This is a genomic window from Veillonellaceae bacterium (genome assembly GCA_025992895.1).
In the GTDB taxonomy this organism is placed as follows: domain Bacteria; phylum Bacillota; class Negativicutes; order Veillonellales; family Dialisteraceae; genus Dialister.
Genome location: DAJPGA010000001.1, coordinates 387,602 through 412,541, shown reverse-complemented (window position 1 = coordinate 412,541; position 24,940 = coordinate 387,602). Strand labels below are relative to the sequence as shown.

Here is a 24,940-nt window from a genome sequence, read left to right as displayed (position 1 = left end):
AGAGCCTCCTTACTGTGCCAGAAGCTTTCCTGTCTGGCGAATGAATTTGGCCGGGATGGGACGTTCGAGGTGCCAGATGATATTCATAGGACTGCTGCCTTGGTGGCTCACGTATTCGGCCTTGCCGAGGTAGACGAAAGGCGCAGTACCGGTCTGGTCTTTATTGTATTCTCTGACAAAGAGGAGAATTTGGGATCCCATTTCCTTATGGTGGATATAGCGCTGTCCCGTATTGGATGCTTCGGATGTGGTACTCTGGCTCTGCCAGTGGAAGAGGTGCTCATTGATGGAGTAGTCGGCGTACATGGTCGTCGGGGAATAGTCTTTATCCGCTTTGTTCAGTGTATTGATGAAAAAGTCGAGGTTTCTGTCTTTCAAGTAGAGAACGCCCTGACGCATGGATTTCGCTCTTTCTGGATGGCCGAGTGCGACGAGAATCTGGTCCTTGGTGTAGTGACAATGGAGATCGAGCGGACAGGTGAAGCCAAGATCGACGTTTTCATCGACGAAGTCAAGGTGATCGAGGTTGTATTGCAGAATATCGCAAATTTCCTGGCACATGACGGGATTTTCCCGGATAGAGGCCATGTCACCTTCCAGGTCGCTGTAATCGTGAGGATCTTTCGTGCTGTTTGTCGGCCATACGGTGTACTGGAACATTTCGAGCATGAGGCGTCTTTCTTCTTCCGTTGCATCACTGACGGTGCCCGGCATGAATTCTGAAAGGATGGTCTGGATCCATCTCCGGGAGTCGATGGCACAGATTTTGCCCATCGCTTTGGTAATGGTTTCCTCGAGCGGTTCTTCAAAGTCCTCCCGCTTGTCCGCCTTCACGCAAAGGCGGTAGAAGCCGGCAGCATTGGTCCCTTTCGTTTCTCTATCGGTGTAGAGGTCCTTGATATCCATGCTGTAGTAGGAAAGGAAATTGTCCAGGGTGAGCGGTCTTCCGCTATCTTCTTCAAAGGTGCTGATTCTCTGGATGAGTCTGCCCTGTGCACCAAGAGATGCGTTGATATTTCTTAGGATGTTTTTGGCTGCCTTTTTCTCGAGATGAATATAGCAGCCGCGTGGAACAGAAACGAAGCCTTTCTTGATTTCATCCGCCAGACTTCCGTGAGTTTTATTCAGAAGGGCAGTGAATTTTGATTCAAAGTCGTATTTCTTATTGGCCTGTCCTATGAAGTCAAGGACGGTGAGGCATTCTTTCCCTTCAGAGAGACGCAGTCCGCGTCCGAGCTGCTGGAGGAAAATGGTCAGGGATTCGGTCGGTCTCAGGAAAAGGATGGTGTTGACGGATTTGATGTCGACGCCTTCGTTGTAAAGGTCGACGACGAAGATGAATTTCACCTGACCGGAGACGAGTTTCTGCTCGGCAGATTTCCTGTCTGCATAGGATGTATCGCTCGTCAAGTACATGGATGGCACGTCATGGTCGTTGAAATAGTCGGACATGAACTTGGCATGGGCTTTGGAAACGCAGAATCCAAGGCCGGTGACATCGTTCCAGTCGGTCACGTAACGATCCGTTTCTTCGAGGACCCATTCGGCTCTTTTCCTCGCGCCGTACTGTTCCATGGAGTAGACGTTGGAAAGCTCGGAGGCATCGTAGCCGCCTCTCGTCCAGCGAATCTGGCTGAGGTCGGTCGTGTCGTCGACGCCGAAATACTGGAAGGGACAGAGGAGTTTCCTGTCGATGGCATCGGGCAGGCGGATTTCTACGGCAATGCGTCCGTCAAAGTACGGCAGGACGCTCTTTCCATCCATTCGTTCCGGAGTTGCCGTCATGCCTAGAAGAATCTTCGGCTCATAGTAGCTGAGGAGTGACTGGTAAGAAGGCGCAGCCGCATGGTGGAATTCGTCGATGATGATGAAATCATAGTAATTCTTGTCCGGGACATGTTTCGTGAAATCTTTGGACTGGAAACTCTGGATGGAAACGAAGAGCTGGTCGATAGTTTCCGGATGATTCTCACGTCCGACGAGAAGGCTGCCGAAGGTCGGATCTCTCATGACGCTGCGGAAGGTCGCAAGGCTCTGCTGCAGCAGCTCTTCCCTGTGCGCAACGAAAAGAAGTCTGGGCTTTCTCTCATGGCCGAACTTCTGGCAGAAACGACGATAGTCGAGCGCAGCGACGACGGTCTTTCCCGTCCCTGTTGCTGCGACAACGAGATTCTTATAGCGATGATGGATTTCCCTTTCCGCTGCGAGTTTGTCGAGGATCGCCTGCTGGTACGGGTACGGCTGGATTTCCATGATGTAAGGATTCGTGCCGAAGTTATTGAAATTCGGATCATCCTTATATCTTTCCCTGTAAATGGCCTCCTGCAGTTTCTTGCTGTCGCCTTCCTGGTACGTTTCAAACTCGCTGGAGTTCCAGTAGCTTTCAAACGTCGCTTCCATCTTCGCCATCGTGGACGGCTGGTCCTGAGAAGTAATCTTCACATTCCACTCCAGGCCGCTCGAAATGGCCGCACGGGAAAGATTCGACGAGCCGATATACGCCGTCGAGAAACCGCTCTCGCGGTAGAACATGTAGGACTTCGCATGGAGACGTGTCCTCGCTGTATCATAGGAAACTTTGATTTCCGTATTGCTGAGCTTGGCGAGCTCCTCGATTGCCTTCACATCTGTCGCGCCCATGTAGGACGTCGTAATGATGCGAAGATGACCCCGCTCAGTGAACTTCTTCAAAGGTTCGAGAATAAGACGAATCCCGCTCCATTTCACAAAGGAAACAAGAAGATCGATCCTGTCAGCGGACTCAATTTCCTTCGCGAGCTCCACAAACATCGGCGGTTCATGATCCGAACCCGTAAAGAGCGAACTCTGCGCCAAAGACGTGCCCGGACGCGAGAAACTCCCATGCTCCTGGAACGCGAACGCGGAATTCTTCGTATTCACGACCGACAAGAGCTGATCCACCCTGCGCTCCTGCGTGAGCGGAAGTAGATCCTTCCCGCTTTCACTGCCGAGTGTGCTGAGCATCTGATTGATCAGACGGACCTGCTCTTCTTCTGCCTCATCCTTCCCGGACTCCTCTGCCACAGCCGTCAGCCGCTTCTCAAGAAGCCTTGCCACATACTCCGCCAGAACCCGCGCCGACTCAGCAGCATCCACAGCCCCGGTCTCCACCCGCTGCCGCTCCGCCGCCTCCGCCGAGCGAATCTCCTCTTTGAGCTTCTGATTGATCAGCTGCTCATACAACCCCTGCTTCAACATCAAACCACCAGACCTTCCCAGAAAACCGTAAAAATCTTTCCTAGATCTAATTATACCAGGGAGTAATGAGTAATAGATGAGAGTTTCATGAGAATGCTGGAGAAAGATGAAGAAGTGTAAACCGTACAACCACACGCAAAAAGAGCAGCATCTTGATTTTCTGAGATGCTGCTCTTTCTTTTTATTATTCTTTTATTACTCTGTTGTTTCTTCCGATGCTTTTTCCTCGAGATCCTTAAGTGTAACTTTATCTTCGTTCTTCCAACTTAGCAGTCCATCTGCACTTTTACCAATAACGAACATAGCGGCGTAAGAAGGACTGCTGAATAGATGGTCCTCCTTCAAATTTCCTCCCTCATCAAGAACCGTTTCGTCTTTGATTTTCTTAAGTGATTTAGGGATTGTATCATCATATACACACGAAATATGACTTCCCTGTAAAACGACAAAGCCTTCATTCGTCTGCCTGCCGACCGCATGTACTTCCCCTACATCCGTAATCTTCCTGTCCAAATACAGCAACGGTTCTTCATCTGGTTTTGGTTCTGGATCTTCCTGTTCATTTTCCTGTTTATCGTAAGGTTCGAATAATTTATACCCTAATGCACCCATAACGATTTTGGCGTAATCGATAAATTCTTCCATTTCGCTTTCTTTTTCTTCGGTAGGATTGCCGATATTGGGATCATCTTTATTGATCACTTCATACCGCTTTGCCTTGGTGGCAAGTTCACAGAATCGATGCTCAAGATAGCTGATTTCTGTTGCTCCCAGTATATTGTTTGAAGTGGTAATAGCGACAGCTTCATTCCAGTAATCTTCGTCCGGATTACGCCGATGTTCCTGCAAGCGATTGAGAAGTCCCTCCCCGTTTTTTCGTACTATCGCCTGGCCAACGTAAACCGCCTTTTCTTTATCTTCTTTCTCTGAGTCTCCAAACAAGAAATAGACGCCGCTCTGCTTGAGATCCTTGCGGTCTTTGCACTGCTCAAGCATGATTCTTGGAATCTTGTAGGCGATGCCCGTCCAGTTTGCCAGCGTACATTTAATCCGCCCCGTCGCTTCGCCATCCATTAGAAATAATTGTATTGTTTTTCCATGAGCTGCCATCTCTATCACTCCCGATGCCGTTCCCCCCCCCAATAAAAGCACTCGATATCTCCGAAAGACTTATTTATTCTCATTATAGCAGGGAATAAGGGATCACTATTACATTTCTATTTTCGTGAACTATTTTGAAACTCCTTATTTATCTGCTCTCTGCCAAATCGAAGAAATCTTTCCTGCTGATATCCAGGCCGCTCTTTGCCAAGCGTTCACTTCTCTCTCCATAAATCTGATCTAATATCTTTTCTCTGTCACTCATTCTTCCATAATGAAGAAGCCTGTGGCAGATTGGACAAAGGCAGATGACGTTGGCATAAATATCAAGGCTGTACTTGAATTGCTTTTGATGGCTCAGCGGAATTACATGATGGCCTTCCATGTACGCGTGATTTGTATTGTTTACGATGAATGTCTCATGATGATGATCGACTTCACAAAGGTAGTGTTCTGCTTTAAGGACCTGATGCTTAATAATAGGGGATCTCCTGTACCTTTCACTAGTTATCTCATAGTGATATTTTTCTCTTGGTATGGGTTCGTCAAGTTTTGAAAGCTCCACTTTTGTATCTTCATCTTTATGTGAATCAAACCATTGACCACGGGCAAAATCTATATAACTCTGGAGTCCGCTGCGATACATCCTATGACCTTTTTCATTAAGCGCTACAAAGTCAGGATCTTTTTTCAGAATTTCTTGCACATCAAGTAAATGTTTCAAGGATTTAATTTCAAAGATGGAATGATTGACAAGCCCTTTTTCTTTCAAATACCTACTGATTACCGTGTCGAGCGCACCCATATAATGCTTAATCGATGCTTCAGACAATCCTTTTATTTCTTTCATGTACTTAATGAAGTACTCTTTCAGAGCATATTCCTCTCCCGCATTTGGCACCTGTTCATCGCTCATCCATGCCACCTCTTCCTCATGAATACCATTTCCGCCAGATTTCTTTTATTATACCAAGGAAAATCTTGCAACGTGTATGTTTCGAAGTCAGCTCTACGATCGCATGCCACATTATCATTCTAAAAAAGCCCGGACCTTGGATGGCGGCCAAAGCGAAGTCTGCCTTCACACATCAAAATGGCATTCCCACGAACGAATTCCAGTCGTATGGTGTTTTCCCTCCGCGATAGTTTTATTCACCTCCCCCTTCTTCTCAATTCCTTTGATTTCTTTTGTCAGATAGGCAAAAGTGAGCATGGCTTATGCCTGTTTTTATTGATATTCTTTCGTTTATAAAATATAATTTTGTTAGTTATATTTACAAAATAAGATACTTTATTGCGCATTCTGCAAGTATTGGAATATCAAATATTAATATTTCTATGCGCACTGGATGAATCCAATCTATGACTAAAGGGGAGGTTGCATAGAATGGCGGTTAGGGGAAATGAGCCTTCGCTGACGCATGTCTGTCGGTGGAATGGACACGGCTGGAAAAGTATCACGGCGGAAGAAGCTTCCAAGCTCTATCCTTATGGGACGGTCCATGCTGACAGCGGTCTTTTCATGTGCGATTTATGCGGTCAGTATGTCATTCTTACGAAAGGCAATAAAAAGATACGCCATTTCAAGCACAGCCTTGAAGAGGACGATAAGAATTGTCCTGAGCGCACATTCGGCCCTGGCAACCCCTATGTCTACAAACTCCAAAGTCATAATTTGCCAATCCGTATTTCTTTTCTCAATAGATCTCATACTTCTTTCCGGCTGGAAATGGGATTTTTCCATATTCCTGAAGAGCTTCGCAAAAAGAATTTCAGTATTCTCATACAGCCAGCGGTGAATGAACTGATGCGGCCTATAGAGATAAAGAGTAATCAGCTTCTCAATAAGCACATCACCTATTTCCCTTTATGGAACCAGCGCATATTTGACTCCTACAAGATCAGTTTCAAAAATGGAAACAATGAATTATATAAGGCATTATCTACCTTCTGGTCATCAGAGGTCCGCGGCATTGATCATGAAGGGACTTTGTTTAATAAAGGTAGCGGGAGAAGGCTCTCCTATGATGCCGACGTAAAAGTCGGATGGGAGTACTATCTTTTAAAGCGAAGTTTCCCGCCCAAAAGCTCTCGCAGCATTACGGTTAAAAATATTGCTTCAATAATTTTGGGAGGGGAAAAATGGATCCTCTCCACCGTCTCTGCTAATACATTCAATGAGGAAGCTATTCGATTTTTCCTTGATCTTCATTGCCGTCTTACGGAACGCCCTGTCTCGCTTCAACCGATATGGCCGATTTTCGTTGAGAATGACTCCAGCATCATACATCACGAACCAAACATGTACCTGCTCATCAGGGGAAATGCCACTACAGTAAGTACCCTCCCTGAGTCCAGTGTGCGCAAACTCGGCAAGACCCCAGCGGAAATAGCGCTGTATAAAACACACTGTTTAGACAGACAGCAATTAATTTATGCGGGACGTACGCAGGCTTTGCAGGATCGGTATTTCGTGAATAAAGCGCTTACTATGGAGGGAATCCGTCCGGAAATCTCCGTCACTAATTCCAAAGGCGCAGTGATACGGCCCGGGGAAAGAACTGCGCTGCCACTCGGAAAGAAACTGTATATTGAATCCCGCTATGACGGGGAAATTACCATCAGCCGCCCCGGACAAGCCGTAGAAAAGCAGAAGCTTAGCGCTAATGAATCTGCTGTTGTAGACAATCTTGCCTATGGCTCTACCGTCCGTGTATCTATCGGCCTTGATACGATCTGGCAGCTTCACTTTAAAGAAAAGGACGAAAGGGCAAAAAGGACCGAAAGGACCGTTAAAATCCCGGACAATAATATTAAGCCTGCTAAAAGGCCTGTTGAAAAACCTGCTCCAACACCTGTTGCTGCGGAACCATCCCGTGCAGGAATAAAGTCCCCTATTCCCCCGGCTTCCTCAAGATATCCAAAAATTTATATTCCTTTCTACGTAAACACGAAGAAAACTGCCCCTGCACCTTCGCCAGCAATCGAAAAGAAACCGAAATCTCCGGCGCCGTCTGAACCCCGGAAACCAAATCCTTCCAATTTGGACAAGAGTACACAAAAGAAGACTACCCCGGATTCTAAGGAACCTATCCGAAAACAGAATTCTGCCATCAAGAATGCTGAGGAGGAAAGAAAACTTCTCCAGCAATTGACCAGCAAAACCGGCCACGCGATCCCGATTCCGCCCAGCCTGCGAAATATCCTCCTTGGCATGGGACGTTATCCGTATATCTGCCAATGGATACGGGCATGCATAAAAAAAGGCCGTATCAATGGGAAAGCTTATCAAAAATTACTGAGTATTTATCGCCGCCGGAATACAGATTAATTTACTTATTTGAAAAATGTCTAAAGTATTAGGAGCTATTGAATGAATGAGTATGAAGGGCTGCTTGAATCTGCAGCTAATAAATACCACATCCTCAGGGGAACGGAGGAATCGGAAGTTAATTGGAAATCCCGAGTGATATACAGCATCTGCGGCTTGATGGCGTATGCCTCTCTCTGGGATGACGAAGGAAATGTTTCCATTGTTCACCTGAAAAAAAGAGTTCGACGTATACTTAAGGATTACAAAGCGCTATTTCCTGATTTCGCTGACAGTCTGCCTATGACCACAGAGGATCCGTTAACAGTAGAAAGAAACTCGCGGCTCAACACGCTTGAAGATGAAATCTACGACCAGTTTCTCGATGCCGGCATCGTCTATCATCAGCGTTACCATGTCATTCCGTCCATGAAGCATGAAGAAATTCTCGATCATGTATGTTTTCAAAGAGGCATCGGGATCGACAATATTTCCTGTGTATCCGGTCTGGGCTTCTATTCCATACAAGAAAGATTACCGAGCTCCCCTGATAAAGCCGAGTGTATAAAGAACGTGAAAGATATGTTTGGCCTTCCCCAGGATAATCTGAAGACTGTATGGGAAAATACCCTGTCGTCCGCTGCCTGGAAATGGGCACCTTTAATGTATTTCACGCCGGAATACCTTCGTTTAGGCCAGCCATTCCGCAATGGTTACTGGATTAACACTCCTCACAGAGACGGGCGAATTTCCATCCTCCGTTCCAAGACGATGGAGCCGCAGTCATATCATCTCTATCGTTATACCAGTAAAGGCCTTGAAGTCAGCCCGCTACCGGAGTGGCAGGTGGAGTCGCATAATTACAGGGCACTTTCCTGTGCTCTTCTTGCATCATCCGGAAAGCTGCCGTCAATCAGGTATTCTATAGATGGCTCACTTGTTCACGTCCATTTGGAATACCTGCTTCCGCCGAGGGAACTTAATTTCCTAAGACTGTACAGCTGGCCGGAAACATGCCGGGTTCTTCCTAATAATTTCAACCGGATACTCACAAAAGATGTTTTCGACGCAATTCGAAACGTTCTAACGGACGAAGGCTATCATTTCAGGGAAGAATAAAAGATTGTTCCATCTGAGAAATTCATGCCGTACTAAAGCCGGATTTTTACCGTAAGATGAATAAAAAAGACAGTCTCATCAGCGAGCTGTCTTTTTTGATTGGGAGAATGGATTGGACAGAGAAAAGATGATTAAAACCATACAGCCGCCTTGCAGGCTAGGAAATTAACCATTTCTAAAGCCAAGGCTTTGCCTTGAGGAAATGCAACTCATCCGCCCGACATCAGAATTTGAGGTCGGGCACCTTCCCTTCCAGGGCAAGGTCAAAGGCATCCTTCTCCGTCTGGAAAGGCAATTTCTTGCCCCGCTCTCAAAAGTCCGGACTCTGTACGGCGAGCGAAGCGAGTTCTGCCTTCCGCACGAAAAAAAGAGCCCCGCGAGGGGCTGAGAATGGAAGGCGCTGGATTTTTTTATTTCCTTATATCTTTTTATGCAGCCATTCGTGGCTGTGCTTGCATTCTTCGATCAGGGCCTGCATGGAGGGTGTGAGGTCTTTGTCTTTGCGGTAGGCGATGCGGAAGATGCGGTTGCATTCGAGTCCGTCTAAGGGGACTTCTACGAGCTGGCCGCCAGCTATTTCCTGGCGTACGAGGGTCTTGGAGAGGAAGGAAAGTCCCAGGTTCGCCATGACGGCGTTCTTGATGGCTGTTGAGTTGTTATATACGCCGATGACGTGGTAGGGTATGTGGTGCTCGCGCATGACTTGTTCAAACAGTTCGCGCGTGCCGCTTCCTTTTTCACGGACGAAGAAGGGGAGATAATCGGTATCTCTTGCGGTTTTGATGTCTTTGCCGGCCCATTCGCTTTCGGGGGCTGCAATGAGTGTCATTGTGTCTGTCAGGATGGGTTCTGTCGTCAGCTGGGTCGAGGTGAGGCGGCCTTCGACGAGGGCGAGGTCGATTTTGTCGTCGAGGAGCATCTGCTCGAGTTCTTCGGTATTATGGACAGCGGAGAGGATTTCCAGATCCGGCCAAAGCTGGCGCGCGTGCTGCAGGAGGTCGACGAGGAATACGTCGCCAATGGTGATGCTGGCGCCAATCCATATAGGCATTTGCTTTTGCAAGGCATGCATGCTTGATTCTGCCTGCTGCTGCAGGGAAAGGATTTCACTGGCAAATTTCTCCAGATGGCGGCCTGCCGGTGTCAGAAGGATTTTCCGTCCCGTGCGTTTGAAGAGAAGGATGCCGTAGTGGTCTTCCAGCTCGTGGATAGCCTGCGTGATGGATGGCTGGCTGATGTGCAGCTCCCCGGCTGCTTTTGTCATATTCATCGTTTCGCAGACTGTGAGAAAAATCTTGAGGTGTCGAAAGGTCATAGTGCGGGCTCCTCTCTTCCATAGGTAAAAGCTTATTGGTTTCATTATATCTTAGTATTTTATGAAGGGAAAGTCTTAGGGTATTCTTAACTCATGTCAAAATTTCACGTAAGGAGCTCTCATATGCACGTATTCCCTTTTGCCAATAAGCGCAACGCTGTCATCGGCCTCGTTCTCACGCTGGCCTGTTCTTTTATCGGCCAGGCGCTGGCCGGTCTGCCCGGTCTTTCTCTGATCGGTCATCTCGTTCTGGCCCTTATTCTGGGCATGGTCATCCAGTTCAGCCAGTCCATCACTAAGATGGCGCGGGAAAGCACGGGATTCATTGCGAACAAATTTCTTCGCGCCGGCATTATTCTCCTGGGGTTCAAACTGAACCTGGTCATCCTCATGAGCGCCGGGCTGAAGAGCCTCGAGGCGGCTGTCTTCGTCGTCACCATTATGATCACGCTCAATTATGTGGTGGCCCGTCTGCTGCGCGTCGATCACACGCTGGCCCTCCTGACGGCCTGCGGTGACAGTATCTGCGGCGCTGCCGCTGTCATGGGCATTTCCGGTGCCATCAAAGCGAAGGCCGATCAGTCTGTCCTCGCCGTCGCGATCGTTGCGATTCTCGGCACGGTCTTTACTCTCATCATCGTCTTCCTGCAGCCTTTCCTGGGATTCTCCAATGCCCAGTTTGGCGTAATGGCAGGCCTGAGTCTTCATGAAATCGCGCATGCTGTAGCCGCAGGAGGCAGTGCCGGCGCGGTCGGTACAGACAGTGCCATCATCGCCAAACTCTCCCGCGTACTCCTCCTCGCCCCTGTCGCTCTCATCCTCGGGACCTTCGAAGCATGGCGTGAACGCCGCAGATCCGGCGACACGAACGCAAAATTCAAGATTCCCATCCCCTGGTTCATGGGTGGATTCATCATAGCAAGCGCCATCGGCTCCTACATCCCCGCCGTCAGTCTGGCCGTCCCGGTCCTCGTCAAAGCAGCCTACATCATCCTCGGCATGGCCATGGCCGCTCTGGGTCTCAACGTGAACTTCGGCGTCATCCTGCGCGAAGGCGTCCGTCCCCTGACCGGAGCCGTCTTCTGCTCCATCGTCATCATGACCCTCGCCTGGTTCATCGTACGCACCTGGTTCTAACACGCCTGATGAGGGAGCGATAAGGAAATTAAATCTGTTTCAGCTATAGTAAAAGGGGCTGTGACAAAATGTGTAATCATTTTGTTGCAGCTCCTTTTTCTATTGGAATATTCCATTAAAGGATTATCTAACAAATGTATTTATTGGTTCTATCTGAAAACCTCAAAACCTCGCTTTGCTCGATAACTACTGTATCCGTCAGCTACGCTGACACCTTCTCCTTTCGGAGCAAGGTTAACACCTTTAAACCTCGCGTTGCTCGATAAAAACCATACAACCGAGCCTAGCTCGAGGGAAATTAACCCCTTAAATACCTTTAAACCAGCCTGTCGGCTGTGGAACTACATCTCATCCGAGAAATTTTAAAATGCAAAAATTTCCCACCTTTGGTATGATTCAACAAGAAAGACAGAATAATATCATAAATATATTAGGAGGTCATTCTTATGCCATGTAAAACCAAAGCGTCCCCGGAGGAAATGTTAGACCAGATTGCTTCATATCTCTATCAGGGTGTTACGATTACCCAGGCAGCTGAAAATCTTCATATGAGCCGCATAACATTCAGGAAATGGGTCCTCCGGTATAAAGAGGAGGGCTTTAAGGGATTGCGGCCCAGGCAGCATTTGTCTTACTACTCCAATCAGATGAAGATCCAGGCCGTAAAGGAATATCTTAAAGGCGGTGTTTCCATGCTTTCCGTCTGTGCCAAATACAGAATTTCCGGCACACTCTCCCTTAAAACATGGATTGAGGCGTATAATGAGCATAAGTTGACAGACCTCGTTTCTGAAGGAGGAGATCTTATGGGCAAACGCCAGCAATCGGTCAAGGAAGAGCGAGTCAGAATCGTTCAGGAGTGCATCGCCAGTGGATGCGATTATAACAAGATAGCCAAGAAGTACAACATGTCCTACCAAACGCTCTACACATGGGTAAAAAAGTTCAAGGAAATGGGCGAAGTTGGTCTTGAGGATTACAGAGGAAAGCCGATCAGGCTCCAAACGCCCCGGACCGAAGAAGAACAGCTGCGTCAGGAGAATGCCAGACTTCTTGAAGAACAGAAGGATCTTATAGCAGAGATTGCCCTGCTAAAAAAAAAGATGGAGATAGAGGAAAGGTTGCGTTCCTCGAAGGATTCAGCCTTACTCACCTTCTCAGAGATTTTAAAGCCATAAAAGAAGTCCATGAAGAAACCAACATCTCCATAGAAAGTCTCTGCCGACTCTCAAAGGTCTCCCGGGCAGCTTATTACGGATGGCTGAATCATATTAAGAGCGGCCGTGAACTGCTGAGAGAAAAGGTCGCACAGGAGGTCATGAAAACCCATCAGGAATATCCGGATATGGGATACCGCCGGATTAACGATTGGATCAAGAAGGATGACAACATCAATATAAATGTAAGCGACAGTCTGGTTCTTCGTATCATGCGGATACTTAATATTAAGTCCGTGATCAAGTACAAGACCGATGGTTGCACTCGTAACGCAAAGGATCCAAAGTACATTTTTGAAAACCTGCTGAACCGTGACTTTGATGCCGGCGTGTCCAATGCAAGATGGATGACGGATGTCACTGAATTCAAGTACACAACTGCTGATGGAGTTTTGCACAAGTTATATTTAAGCGCGATTATTGACGGCCATGATCGCCGGATTGTCTCTTATGTCATCGGCGACAGGAACAATACTGCACTGGCTTTTGAGACAATGGAAAAGGCACTTAAAGAGAATCCTGGAGAACATCCAATGATTCATACCGACCGCGGATTCCAGTATACAAGCAACGGATTCCATAAGATTGTTGAAAAAGCAGGACTGGTTCACAGCATGTCCCGTGTAGGCTGCTGTGCAGACAACGGTCTGATGGAAGGGTTCTGGGGAATGCTGAAGCGCGAACGTTACTACACACGTAAATTCACCAGCCGTAAAGCAGTGGTAAGCATGATCAACGGCTACATCTACTTCTACAACAACAAACGCATTCAGCGCAAATTACATCTTTTAGCTCCAATGGAAGTATTCAACGCAGCTCCAATGGCTGCATGATTAAGATTAAAGTACGATTAGATTTTTTATGATATTTATTTGTCTGTATTAACAAATCCGCACCACCTTCTCCTTCGGAGCAAGGTTAACACCCTTAAACCGAACTTCGTTCGACGAAAAAGAGCAATGAACCCCTTTCGGCGCATGCGAGCCACTTTCCCCTAACGGGGGCAGCTAAACCTCGCTGCGCTCGAGTGAAATGCAACTCATCCGAGAAATTTTAAAATGCAAAAATTTCCCACCTTCTCCTTTCGGAGCAAGGTTAACACCCTTAAACCTCGCTTCGCTCGAGGTAATCAACCCTATCCCTTTACTTATTAACTTCACCCCTTTCGCCCTTCGGGCACTTCCCTCCGTTGGGGGCAGCTTCGCAAGGAATAAAGAAAAGATTTCAAAGCTGATTTGTTTTTGACCTTTTGTACCCCATCCCATACGCCCTTCCCCGTCTGGGAAGGCAAGTATTAGCGGCAAGAGACGAGTTTTGGAACCTTTTCCCGCGAATGTGTTGCACTTTTATTGGCGATTCTTCCTTGTATTTCGTGGTTTATGGACAATATGTCCTGTTTCTTTACGTTACCAAAGTAAAGTGGAAAAAATCAGATGATTTCAAGGGAAATCATGCTATAATTGTTATACATCTATATGTTTTACGGCATGTGCCGCGCATATGCGCAGTCCCTTTTCGTTTGAAACCGGACCCCTGCGCTTAGAAAAGGAGGAGTCCCTATGGCATTAAAAGAATTCGAATTCGGCTTCGGCCAAACTACTCAGAAAGTCATGCTCCCTGAAGAACACATTTCCGATGTTCTTGAAGGAAATCCTACGCCCGCTTGTGACGTGGAAGAAGCCACACTGGAATGCATGCGCCATCCGATCGGCAGCCGCCCGCTGCAGGAAATCGTCAGAAAGGGCGACAAAGTCTGCATTGTATGCGCTGATATTACCCGTACATGGAATCATTCCGATCAGTTCGTCATCCATATCGTCAATGAACTGAACCGTGCAGAAATCCCGGACAGCGATATCTGCATCCTCTTCGCGCAGGGCACTCACAGAGCGCAGACGCCGGAGGAAGATATCCGCGTCGTAGGCAAGGAAGTCGCTTCCCGTATCAAGTTGTACCAGCATGACTGCAAGAACAAGGACGAACTCGTCCATGTCGGCGATACGAAGCTGGGCACTCCTGTCTGGATCAATAAGCATGCAGTCGATGCTGACAAGGTCATCGTCGTCGACGGCATCACCACCCACCTCTTCGCAGGCTACAGCGGCGGCAGAAAGCTGATTCTCCCGGGCGTTGCCGGTGATGAATCCATTCAGATCAACCACTGCAATGCGCTGGGCGCTGAATTCGGCAGCGGCATCAATCCGGCTACCCGTTCCACGCTCCTCGATCACAACCCGGTTTCCGATGATATGCAGGAAGCTTCCGATATGATCAAACCGTGCTTCCTCGTTCATTCCATCGTGAATGCAGACGGCCAGATCTGCCGCATGGTCGGCGGCGATCCTTACGAAGCATGGCTCGAAGGCACCAAGCTCGTATACCGCATCCAGAAGGTCCCGATGAAGCAGGAAGCCGATGTAGGCTTCGCATGCGCTGGCGGATACCCGAAGGACGTATCCCTCTACCAGGGCAGCAAGTGCTATGATCCGGCTGACGTCGCAGTCAAGGACGGCGGCATCATCATCGCCATCATGGAAGCCAGCGACATCCAGGAACCGCCGGCATACCTGAACAGCTTCCAGTATGAAACAGAAGCTGACATGGAAAGAGCTCTGCGCCATCATTTCACCATTCCATTCTTCGTCGCATTCAACCTCTTCTGCATGACCCACCGCTACACGATTTACCTCGTCACGAAGCCGGAAAACTTCGAAGCGATCCGCAAGACGAACCAGATCCCGGTAGCAACGGTCGAAGAAGCATGGGCACTCGCTCAGAATCAGCTGGAAAAAGAAGGCAAGACCGATTACACCATCAACGTCATGCCGCACTGCGCATCCATCGTTCCATTCCTCGCTGATAAATAAGGAAATTAAAAAAAGGTGTGAGATCCGAAAGGGTCTCACATCTTTTTTGGTGAGGGAGGGGGATGAAAAACCATACAACCAGCCTGCGGCTGTTGGTAATCAACCCTAACCGCCACGAAAAGGAATATGCTTTACTTATTACTGCACCCCTTTCGGCCATTATGAAATACTGCAAACACTTCCATGATTTTATATGCAATCATTGGTATAATGGCCACTTCCCCCGAAGGAGGCAGCTTCACAGGGAATAAAGAAAAGATTTCCAATCGGATTTGTTTTGGACCTTTCGTACCCCTTTCCCTACCATACACCCTTCCCCGTCTGGGAAGGTCAACACCCTGAGCGATGATGCTTCGCCTCTTTAGAAACTGCACCCCTTTCGCCCTTCGGGCACTTCCCTCCGTTGGGGGCAGCTCTGCGATGAGAAACAAAAGAACTCAGTTCTTATTTGTCTTAAACTTATATAGCTACGCTCGTGACAATGAACCCTAAAAACCATATAACCAAGGCTTTGCCTTGAGGAAATGCAACTCATCCGCCCCGTACACTAACTTATGAGACATTTGTGTTGCTACCGCTGATGTCGACTGGTATACGGCGCACCTTCCCTTCCAGGGCAAGGTCAAAGGCGCTCGGGAAAGGGCAGACGACATTTGCGGAATTGCTGCGGCTCTTTTTCATTTCCTCAAGCCGGGCGGAATACGTTCAAATTTCCTGAAATTTGTCAAGATTTCGTCAAAAAAGCGTCCATTCTCCAAAGCCCGCCAGACCGCATCAATTCTTGCAATTTCACCGTTTCTATGTTTGACAGAATCCCCATTTCTGACTATAGTAAGAGAAGACGAAAGGAGGGCGGAAAAATGATACAAGCCTTTAAGCATGATGAGAATAATGTACTCGCAGAAATGTCACTGGAGCAGCTCGATAAGGGCTCGTGGATCAATTGCGCCGCCCCCAGCCAGGAAGAACTCTCGCAGCTGAATGAACTGACCGGGATCCCGGTCGATTCCCTGCAGACCGCCCTCGACCGTGAAGAACGTTCCCACGTCGAGCTCGAAGACGATTACATCTTCGTCGTCGTGAATACGCCAGTCGTCCTTGAGACCGATGCCTACGACGCACTGCCGCTCGGCATCTTCATCACGAAGAATTACTTCATCACGGTGTGCCTCGAGCAGAACCTCGTCGTGAAGAAATTCCTCGGGAACACTTTCACATCCTTCAGGACCTACAAGAAGACACGTTTCCTCTTCCAGATCCTCTCCCAGGCATCCTCTTCCTTCCTGTTCTACCTGCAGCAGATCTACAAACAGACCGACGTCATCGAGACCCAGGTCCGCAAATCTTTGCAGAACAAGGAACTCTTCCGCCTCCTCGAACTCCAGAAATCTCTGACGTACTTCAACTTCGCCCTTCATGCGAATGAAAACGTCATGGAACGCCTGATGCGCCTAAGGAACAGCCCTCTTCACTCCCTCCTCAAGATGTACGAGGAAGATGAAGACCTCCTCGAAGACGTCATCATCGAGAATAAGCAGGCATTGGAAATGGCCGAGATCTACACGAACATTCTGATGTCCATGATGGACTCCTTCTCCTCCATCATCTCCAACCGCCTGTCCCAGATCATGAAATTCCTGACCTCGGTCACAATCATCCTCGCGACCCCGACCTTGATTTACTCCCTCTGGGGTATCAACGTCCCCGTCCCCTTCGAAAGCTCGCCCTTCGGCTTCGTAGAAGTCACACTCCTCGGCGTAGCCGTCACCGTCGCCGTCACCGTCGTCCTCTGGAAAAAGAATATGCTGTAAGCGAATAAATCATCCCGCGATTGCGGGATTTTTTTGTGGGGGAAATAGAGTATAGTAAAGGAAAAAGGAAAGAAGGGAAATAATGAAAACATACGACATGCGCTTTGACGCAGAGACCATGGCCATGCTGCAGAACCTGAAAGGCAGCGTTCTCAAGAGCATCCGCTCCGATGCCGAGGCCCTGCCATCTTCCACCTATGGCATCGCAGAAATCATAACCAGCCGCGGCGCATACGCACTGACGAGCACCATCGAAGTGGCCGATTACTTCGGCGCCCTCGAAGACGTCGCCATGTTCCGGCTCTCCCCCTCCACCGGTGATATGCCCTCCAGGCTCATGAACACAGACATGACAAACATTCCCGTCGAAGAAATCATTCAGGAAATCCAGATCGTCAACGAGCATCAGGAACTTTTCCATCTTGGCGAGAAAACCTACGACGTACAAGTCACCCGCGGCATTATCTTCCTCCTACAGAACGGACAGGAAATCTCCTTCGAGAAAAACATATGGTTCTCCGAAATGATCTCGATCCGTAGAGGAACCAATCTCGCAGACCAATTCAACCCTGTCAGCGAATTCGAAGAAGACTGGAGCGATGACTACGTGGGAAAATGCGAGAGAGAAATTGTAAGGATTTGAGGGAGTGAGTGGAGAAAACCATACAACCAGACTAACGTTTGTCGGTAATCAACCCTATCCACCGCAAAGCGGTCCCCCTTCCCCGTCTGGGAAGGCGAGTAGAACCACAAAACCTCGCTTCGCTCGTCGGAACCTTTTTAGATTTTAAAGCCCAATGAATAATCAACCCTATCCGCCCCTTTTTAGAAACTGCACCCCTTTCGCCCTTCGGGCACTTCCCTCCGTTGGGGGCAGCTTGCGATGTGAAATGAAAAAATCCAAAGCAAATTTGTTTTGAACTTATATAGGCACCTTCCCCGTCTGGGAAGGCGAGACCCACGCAAAAGGAGCCATTGGAATGACTGCTCATTTCCAATGGCTCCTCTTTTTAATTCTTTTTTAATTGTCTCTTGCTTTCTTTCTTCATTCTTCTACGTATGGCACGATGGCGCTTCCCTGGGGGATGACGTTGATGGTGTAATCCGTTTTTCCTTCTTCAGCGAGCTGTTTCTTGGCGAGTTCCCATGCTTCTTCGACGGTTGCGACCGGGATCTGGTGGGTTCTTTCGCGGAGGATGTCGAAGTTCTCGGGCCTTGTGACGATGTAGACGGTGTGTGTCATGGCTGTGATGAGGTTTTCGAAGGCGACGAAGAAGGGGATGGTGAAGCAGGCTCTGAGGCCTTCTTCCATTTCTGTGAGGTTCTTGTATTTGAAGCTGCCGAGGTAGGCCGGTGGTTCCTGGACGTCTTCGGCTTCGATCATGGTGATGATGATGCCGCCTTTCTTGGTGGCAATTTCGGCGGTGGTGTAGCACTTGGTGCCCTGGTAGAGGTTGGTGTCTTTCGGGTAGCCGCCTGCGGAGACGATGGTGACGTCGGTCTGGGCTTTCATCGGTACTTTCTGCATACGGTAGATTTCACGGGTGCCTTCGAGCCATGCTTTGTAGGGGGCGCCGCCGACCATGGAGGAGATCTGTCCTTCCGCATTGATGACGGAGTGAACGAGGAAGCATGGTGCGACCATGTCGCAGGCTTCCTGCATGTCTTCGGAGACGGGGTTTCCTGCGATCTTGAGGAGGGCTGCGTCCGGGTTGAGGCCGCTTCCGACGGTGGGTCCCAATGCGTGGCAGTGGTTCTGCTGGACGGTTTCGAAGCCGGCTACGCCCGGGAGGATGAGTTTCCTTCCGCCGCCAAAGCCTGCCATGTCGTGGGTGGAGATGGCGTTGATGAGGATGACTTTGTCCGCTTCGACGACGCGGGTATCGATCCATACGTCGGTACCTCTTGTCGTGGTGCCGACATGGGTCAGCATGGATTTGTCAGTGGAGACGTGTTGGTACATTTTGATGCGGGAAGCGACTTCCTCGCCTACGCAGGTGACGTTTTCCTCGTCGGTGTGGACGCGGTGGGTGCCCTGTGCGAAGACGATGTAGATGTCGTCGTCCGGAATGCCGGCGTCGTTCAGTTCGTTGACGACGTGGACGGTGAATTCGGAAGCGCGGTTCCATGCGCGGGTGATGTCAGCGACGACGAGGCATACTTTGTCGCCTTTCTTCACGAGGTCGCGGAGTGGCTCGGAAGCGATCGGATGACGCATGCATTCGATGGTGGCTTCTTTCACGTCGCAGGCAGGCGTCGGTACGCCTTCGAGGACGTCAGAGATATGTTCTTCCGGCAGCATGACGGACTGTGTGCCGTGGCCGTAGGCGAGTTTAAATTCTTTCAGGGACATAGGTCATCCTCCTTACTACACTACTAGGAAATTTTCTTTCATTATACTCCAAAAAGAAGGAGGAACAATCGAATTTCTCCGAAATCCGCGAATTTCCTATTTCCAGTACTTCCCGTAGAGGATATCCAGCACTTTGTCCATGTCGGCCGCAGAAATCTGGCCGGGCGCAGAGGGCTTCTTGCCGGAGGCGAAGGTGAGCGGTGCGCCAAGGAAATTGCCTGCGGTGCGCGTCAGGACGCCGTTTTTCCCCATGCCGATGACGATGACGGGATTGTCCGGGAATTCTTCCTGCGCTTCGGCGGCGGCGTACATGATGAGGGACGCATCCTTCGGCTTTTCGACGATGGTGGCGACTTTCAGGATATCTGCGTCCATGGCCTGCATGTTTTCGATGACGTCGATGATTTCACGGACACCCATCACCCTTCCGAAGGAGTGCCAGCTCATGACGACGGGCATGTCGGCGCGCTTGGCTTCGCTGATCATTTCGTAGGTGTCAAAGACTTCCTGGCCGTACTCTATATCGACGGCATCACCCAGATGCTCTTTCGTGATGAGGGAAAGCATGTCGATGTATTCGGCCTCCGTGAAATCGCGGGCGCCTCCCTGCGGTTCGCTTCTGATGGTTGTGAGGACCGGCACATCGGGAAATATGCTTCTTATCGCTTCATACCCTTCCTTCAGGTCCCTTTCCATCTTGAAATTCTGACTCGCTGCCAGGTAGTCGACGCGCCACTCGAGAAGGTCGAAGGGCGTGCCGGAAAGATCCTTGCACTCCATAGCCAGGAGCTCAGTGCTGTCTGAAACGAGGGGAATGCAGACTTTCGGCCTTCCTTCCCCGATGGCAGTCGTTCTGATTTTTATCATGTTTTATCTCACTTTCCATCACGGAGATCGGCTTTCCAGCCGCGGTCTTCGTGGTTCAGCAGTTCACATCCGTCCTCCGTGACGAGGACGAGGTTTTCAATCCGGACGCCGAAACGGCCCGGAAGGTAAATGCCCGGTTCAATGGAAAAAATCATGCCGGGCTTGGCAATAAGCGGAGAATTCGGGCTGACTTCGCCTGCTTCATGCTCTCTGATGCCGATGAAATGGCCGAGGCGGTGCGTGAAGTAAGGACCGTAGCCAGCTTCTGCGATGCAGTCTCTGGCCGCCTTGTCGATGTCCTTCAGAGGGACGCCCGGGCGGATCAGCGCTTCCGCACGAAGGCCCGCTTCCCTCACGGTGTCATGGACTTTCTTCTCTTCTTCGGTCGGCTCTCCCGTGAAATACGTCCTTGTCATATCGGAGCAGTAATGGTCTTTCTTGCAGCCAATGTCAAAGAGGACGGAGTCGCCTGGGGTAAGCTTCGTGTCGTCGGGCGAATGGTGCGGATCGGCGCCGTGCGCACCGAAGGAAACGATCGGCGGGAAGGAAAAGCCCTCAGCGCCCTCTTCCTTGTAAATTCTCCGGAGCTCTTCGGCGCATTCCTTTTCCGTCACGCCCGGGTAGAGGAAATCCCGGATGCGGCGGACAGCGCGGTCATTGATGAGGGAGGCTGCCTTCATGCGGCGGATTTCCTCCTCATCCTTCACGGCGCGGAGAGCGTCGATGAGCGGCGAGCCGTTCACGAATGTCCGATTTCCTTCCCTTCCCATCAGGTCGAGGAGAAAGGCCGAGTGCCATACGCCGTCGACCCCTGTCCTGCCATCTGCAAGAAGGCTGGCCAGAAGTCCGATGCCGTCCTCGCCGTCCTCGAAAGGATGGTCAGCGATATCACTGCTCTTCAGCGGGAAAAGACGGTTCCTCACCCAGTACGGATCGGAGCCTGCCGGGATAACGAGCACGGTCAGGCGCTCACCTGGATGGATTTCCTCTTCCGTCAGGTACCAGAGCGCTGCCGCATCTGAAACGATAATCTGGGAAAGACCTGATTTCCTCACTGCCTCAGCCGCGCGGGCGAGTCTTTCCTTATTATATTTTTCCATAATGTCCCCTTCCTTCCTGGTTCATTTTCTTCATTATAAACCCTGGAAAAGAGACGGTCAGTAGCCGCGGATCTGCTTCTCGCCCGACATATCGAAAATCGGGCCGTAGGCAGCATTTGCCAGCGCCCTTACGGCATAGACGGCGTTCTGGGACGCGGCGTAAATGTAGCGGTCATCGACCGGGACGATATGTTTGGCCGCTCTCATATTCGCAATCGCGGGATTGGCGAGGAAACTGTCGCGGTAGCGGGAGGCTCCCGTCGTGTCAGATTCGCGGTCCGTCGAAACGAAGAACATGTCCGGATCGACCTTCACAATCTGTTCCGGGGAAATCATCTGGCCGTTTGAAATGCCTGCAAGAGCGATGGCATTCTCGATCCTTGCACGGGTCAGGAGCGCATTGAACATGGACCCCGGTCCGCCGTAGCGTGTCATCTGGGAAACGAGGAAGACGACGGGCTTCTTTCCATGTTCCTCGGACAGGCGTTTGTCCGATTCGGCGAGCATTTCATCCATTTTCGCGATGACCTTCTCGCCCCTGTCCTTTTCCTTCGTGGCAGCAGCAATGATGCGGATGTCGCTCTCTACTTCTTCAATCGAATGCGGCCCCTTGATGACAACGACAGGGATGCCCATGCTCCGGTACAGATCGAGCTCCTCGCCCTTCGTGTACGTGGAAGCGATGATGAGATCCGGCTTGGCCTCCGTCACAAGTTCCATCGAGAGCCCCATGAGCGGCACCGTCATCTTGATATTCTTCGTGTCATTGGCGATATAGGAAATGACAGGATCTCTGTCCGCTTCTGTCGCGGCGATCAGCTTGTCCGGCGTGACGACGCCAAGGAGCATCGTATCGATCGAAGCGCTGTTGCCCATGATGCGCTCCGGTTTCTTCGGGATCTTCACCTCCCGGCCCGTCGCATCCGTCACCGTGTATCCGGCGCCCGTGTCCGAACTGACACTCTTGACACTGCAGCCGCCGAGAAGAATCGAAGCCGCCAGAAGGAGCGCTGCCCCTGCCATGATTTTCTTTTTCATAAGTCCTCCTCTCTTCATTCAGCTTTTATTGTACACAGAATAACACATAATGAGAACTTGCGCCTTTCTTTATTAATAATTTTTTCCTTATTTCTTAAAATTTTATTTGTTAATTCTTTTATTTTATATGGTACTCGAGTATAATATTTTTAGCAATTTCAATATGCACACAGGAAAAGGTCCTTAAAGGTTAGAATCCCCTTATAAGGATAATAGAGAAGCGCGGTGAGGAGATCAGGGAAGAGCTCCGATTCCGCCACGGTCCCGCCGCTGTAACGCTGAGCAGACCCCGATATGCCACTGGAGAAATCCGGGAAGGCGGGGAAAGCAGGGAAGCGAAGTCAGAAGAACTGCCTTTTCGTGCGTTACATCCCGCTGGGATGCGTCTCTCTGCGACCGACAGACGCGTGTCCTGCCGGGCTATTTTAAAGCCCCTTTGAAAGGGAAAACACAGGGAGGATTTTATGAAAAAGAAGTACATCGCAGCATCGCTGGCCGCTCTTTGCGCAGCAGGAGGAGCCATGACCGTCCATGCAGAGGACATGCCGGTCTACACCTTGGACCAGGTCGTCGTCACGGCCAACCGTGAACCGGAAAAGGTCATCGATTCGAACGCTGACATCGCCGTCGTCACCGCCAAGGACATCGAAGACAACCATTACAAGACCGTTGCCGATGCTGTGAAGCAGGTACCGGGCGTCGTCATTTCCACCAGAGGCTCTTCCAGCCAGACCTATTTCTCCGATCCGATCATCATCAACGGATCCACCAACGTCGTCGTCATGGTCGACGGCATGCGCGTCAACACGAACGGCCTCATGGGCACTCATTCTCAGCTGGGCACTCTGACCAATATGGATTCGGTCGATCATATTGAAGTCCTGAAGGGCTCTGCTTCCACGCTCTACGGCTCCGATGCTGCCGGCGGCGTCATCAACATCATCACGAAGAAAGCGAAGGAAGGCGAAGTCCATACGACCCTCGACCTCTCCCGCGCAAGCTTTGACGGCGAGAAGTACGGCCTTTACAACGAAGGAAATAAGGACGGCTTCTTCTGGTCCATCGAAGCGAATAAACAGATCCAGGGCAATTTCAAGGACGGCTGGGGCCGCCATGTCGTCAACCATCTCAATGCAGAATCCTTCGCAGGCAAGATCGGCTATGACCTGGGCAATGACTCTTCCGTCACATTATCCTATGAAAAATACAAGTCCGACTACACCCGTCCTGACTATGGATCCAATGACCCAACGAGAGATCTTGGCAAGAGGGACAATAACCGCATCGCACTCCAGTATGATGCACGCATCAATGACCGCCTGACCAACCGCCTCTCCATGTACCAGAACCGTTATCATCTCCAGGACGACTACAATAATGCAGGCACCTCCGGTACTACAGACATCCGCCTCAAGACACGCGGCATTTCCGATCAGCTCACCTACACCATGGAAGGCCAGACCATCACCGGCGGCTTCGACCTCTATCAGGATTCTATCCCCTTCTACGCGGAAAACCCGGCTATGCAGGGCAAGCATGCGACAAACCTTGGCTTCTACGTACAGGATAAGTGGGACATCAATGACCGCTGGAACATCACCCCTGGCGTACGCGTCGAAAACAATACTTCCTATGGCACCCACACCACACCGAGCCTTACCGTCGGCTACAAGGTCAGCGACAACACGAACTACTATGCAAGCTACAAGAAATTCTTCAACGCACCGAGCCTCATGCAGCTCTACTACTACAGCGACATGTACGGCATGGTCACCAAGGGCAATCCTGACCTCGATCCGGAAGAAGGCTACACCGTCGAACTCGGCGCCAACCATATCTTCGATGACACCCTGTCCGGAAATATCAGCGTATACCGCCAGTTTGCCAAGAACCTCATTGCTTACCAGTCTGATGCAAACTGGAATGGCACCTACGTCAACACTGGAAAGACCATCAATACCGGCGTGAACATGTCCCTCACGAAGAAATTCTCCGATCATCTCTCCGGTACCCTGGGCTACAGCTACTTCGATGGAGACATCAGAAACCTGTCCCGTGTCTACATACCGAAGCATGAACTCAATATCGGCCTGAATTACACCGATAAGAAATTCGATGCATACATCAACGGCCGCGGCGTCATGGACCGCTATACATCTACAAAGAACGCATACGGAGTCAGTGACAGCAAAACGATGAAAGATTACTCCAGCTTCTGGGTATGGGACATCGGCGCTGATTACAAAGTCACCAAGGAAGCTACCATCTATGCCCGCGTGAACAACGTCTTCGACCAGTTCTACACGAACATCGGCTCTTCCTCTTCCAGCTACGGACCGGCCGGCACCTGGTATGCAGCTCCTGGAAGAAGCTATGAAGTCGGCATGCAGTACCGCTTCTAATCCCTTTCTAATTTCATTTCCATAAAAAGGTCTTGCAATCCAAGTGGAAAAAGTATAAGATAGTTGGGATAAAATTTTACAGTC

Annotated in this window: 17 protein-coding genes and 1 riboswitch; of the genes, 9 read left to right on the top strand and 8 right to left on the bottom strand. The window is 49.9% G+C overall.

The annotated features are described in order from the left end of the window. Positions 1–9 precede the first annotated feature (9 nt). The 3 genes from OIM03_01530 to OIM03_01520 all read right to left on the bottom strand — a co-directional run bounded on the left by OIM03_01530 (position 10) and on the right by OIM03_01520 (position 5,236). A complete protein-coding gene (locus OIM03_01530) occupies positions 10–3,219 on the bottom strand; it encodes a DUF3427 domain-containing protein (protein HJI72960.1) in 3,210 nt (1,069 codons plus the stop codon). Positions 3,220–3,414: 195 nt separating this feature from the next. After that, positions 3,415–4,329, bottom strand: a complete 915-nt coding sequence (locus OIM03_01525) for a GIY-YIG nuclease family protein (GenBank protein ID HJI72959.1) — start codon at positions 4,327–4,329, stop codon at positions 3,415–3,417. A 139-nt stretch (positions 4,330–4,468) separates the two neighbouring features. Beyond that, positions 4,469–5,236, bottom strand: coding sequence for a hypothetical protein (locus OIM03_01520; GenBank protein HJI72958.1), 768 nt, complete (start codon positions 5,234–5,236; stop codon positions 4,469–4,471). A gap of 471 nt (positions 5,237–5,707) precedes the next feature. On the opposite strand from OIM03_01520, the gene OIM03_01515 reads away from it, so the two are divergent. Together OIM03_01515 and OIM03_01510 are read left to right on the top strand one after the other, a co-directional pair. Beyond that, positions 5,708–7,651 (top strand): hypothetical protein, encoded by a 1,944-nt coding sequence (locus OIM03_01515; GenBank protein ID HJI72957.1) that lies wholly within the window; start codon positions 5,708–5,710, stop codon positions 7,649–7,651. A 42-nt stretch (positions 7,652–7,693) separates the two neighbouring features. Next, positions 7,694–8,749, top strand: a complete 1,056-nt coding sequence (locus tag OIM03_01510) for a hypothetical protein (GenBank protein ID HJI72956.1) — start codon at positions 7,694–7,696, stop codon at positions 8,747–8,749. 418 nt (positions 8,750–9,167) lie between these two features. Here OIM03_01510 and OIM03_01505 read toward each other — a convergent pair whose 3' ends face one another. Then, positions 9,168–10,064 (bottom strand): LysR family transcriptional regulator, encoded by an 897-nt coding sequence (locus OIM03_01505; protein ID HJI72955.1) that lies wholly within the window; start codon positions 10,062–10,064, stop codon positions 9,168–9,170. Positions 10,065–10,187: 123 nt separating this feature from the next. Between OIM03_01505 and OIM03_01500 the strand changes: the two genes are divergently transcribed. The 6 genes from OIM03_01500 (at position 10,188) to OIM03_01475 (ending at position 17,739) form a co-directional block, all read left to right on the top strand. Then, positions 10,188–11,201: a putative sulfate exporter family transporter gene (locus OIM03_01500; GenBank protein HJI72954.1), complete on the top strand. Its 1,014-nt coding sequence runs from the start codon at positions 10,188–10,190 to the stop codon at positions 11,199–11,201. 479 nt (positions 11,202–11,680) lie between these two features. After that, the gene (locus OIM03_01495) at positions 11,681–12,379 is read left to right on the top strand and encodes a helix-turn-helix domain-containing protein (protein HJI72953.1); all 699 of its coding nucleotides are present in this window, start codon (positions 11,681–11,683) and stop codon (positions 12,377–12,379) included. A gap of 29 nt (positions 12,380–12,408) precedes the next feature. Further along, positions 12,409–13,251 (top strand): IS3 family transposase, encoded by an 843-nt coding sequence (locus OIM03_01490; protein HJI72952.1) that lies wholly within the window; start codon positions 12,409–12,411, stop codon positions 13,249–13,251. 726 nt (positions 13,252–13,977) lie between these two features. Further along, on the top strand, positions 13,978–15,285 hold the full coding sequence (gene larA / locus OIM03_01485; protein ID HJI72951.1) for a nickel-dependent lactate racemase: 1,308 nt from the start codon (positions 13,978–13,980) through the stop codon (positions 15,283–15,285). Positions 15,286–16,145: 860 nt separating this feature from the next. Continuing rightward, positions 16,146–17,096: a magnesium transporter CorA family protein gene (locus OIM03_01480; protein HJI72950.1), complete on the top strand. Its 951-nt coding sequence runs from the start codon at positions 16,146–16,148 to the stop codon at positions 17,094–17,096. A gap of 82 nt (positions 17,097–17,178) precedes the next feature. After that, positions 17,179–17,739, top strand: coding sequence for a hypothetical protein (locus OIM03_01475; GenBank protein HJI72949.1), 561 nt, complete (start codon positions 17,179–17,181; stop codon positions 17,737–17,739). A gap of 402 nt (positions 17,740–18,141) precedes the next feature. Here the strand turns inward: OIM03_01475 and larA (OIM03_01470) are convergent, their stop codons facing one another. The 4 genes from larA (OIM03_01470) to OIM03_01455 form a co-directional block, all read right to left on the bottom strand. Continuing rightward, a complete protein-coding gene (gene larA / locus OIM03_01470; GenBank protein ID HJI72948.1) occupies positions 18,142–19,449 on the bottom strand; it encodes a nickel-dependent lactate racemase in 1,308 nt (435 codons plus the stop codon). Positions 19,450–19,545: 96 nt separating this feature from the next. Beyond that, positions 19,546–20,316: a type I 3-dehydroquinate dehydratase gene (gene aroD / locus OIM03_01465; protein ID HJI72947.1), complete on the bottom strand. Its 771-nt coding sequence runs from the start codon at positions 20,314–20,316 to the stop codon at positions 19,546–19,548. Positions 20,317–20,324: 8 nt separating this feature from the next. Then, complete coding sequence (locus OIM03_01460) at positions 20,325–21,416, bottom strand: Xaa-Pro peptidase family protein (protein HJI72946.1); 1,092 nt, start codon at positions 21,414–21,416, stop codon at positions 20,325–20,327. Between the two features lie 57 nt (positions 21,417–21,473). Further along, on the bottom strand, positions 21,474–22,454 hold the full coding sequence (locus OIM03_01455; protein ID HJI72945.1) for an ABC transporter substrate-binding protein: 981 nt from the start codon (positions 22,452–22,454) through the stop codon (positions 21,474–21,476). Positions 22,455–22,614: 160 nt separating this feature from the next. Continuing rightward, positions 22,615–22,827: riboswitch (cobalamin riboswitch) on the top strand. Between the two features lie 91 nt (positions 22,828–22,918). Between OIM03_01455 and OIM03_01450 the strand changes: the two genes are divergently transcribed. Next, on the top strand, positions 22,919–24,856 hold the full coding sequence (locus OIM03_01450; GenBank protein ID HJI72944.1) for a TonB-dependent receptor: 1,938 nt from the start codon (positions 22,919–22,921) through the stop codon (positions 24,854–24,856). The last annotated feature ends 84 nt before the right edge of the window (positions 24,857–24,940 follow it).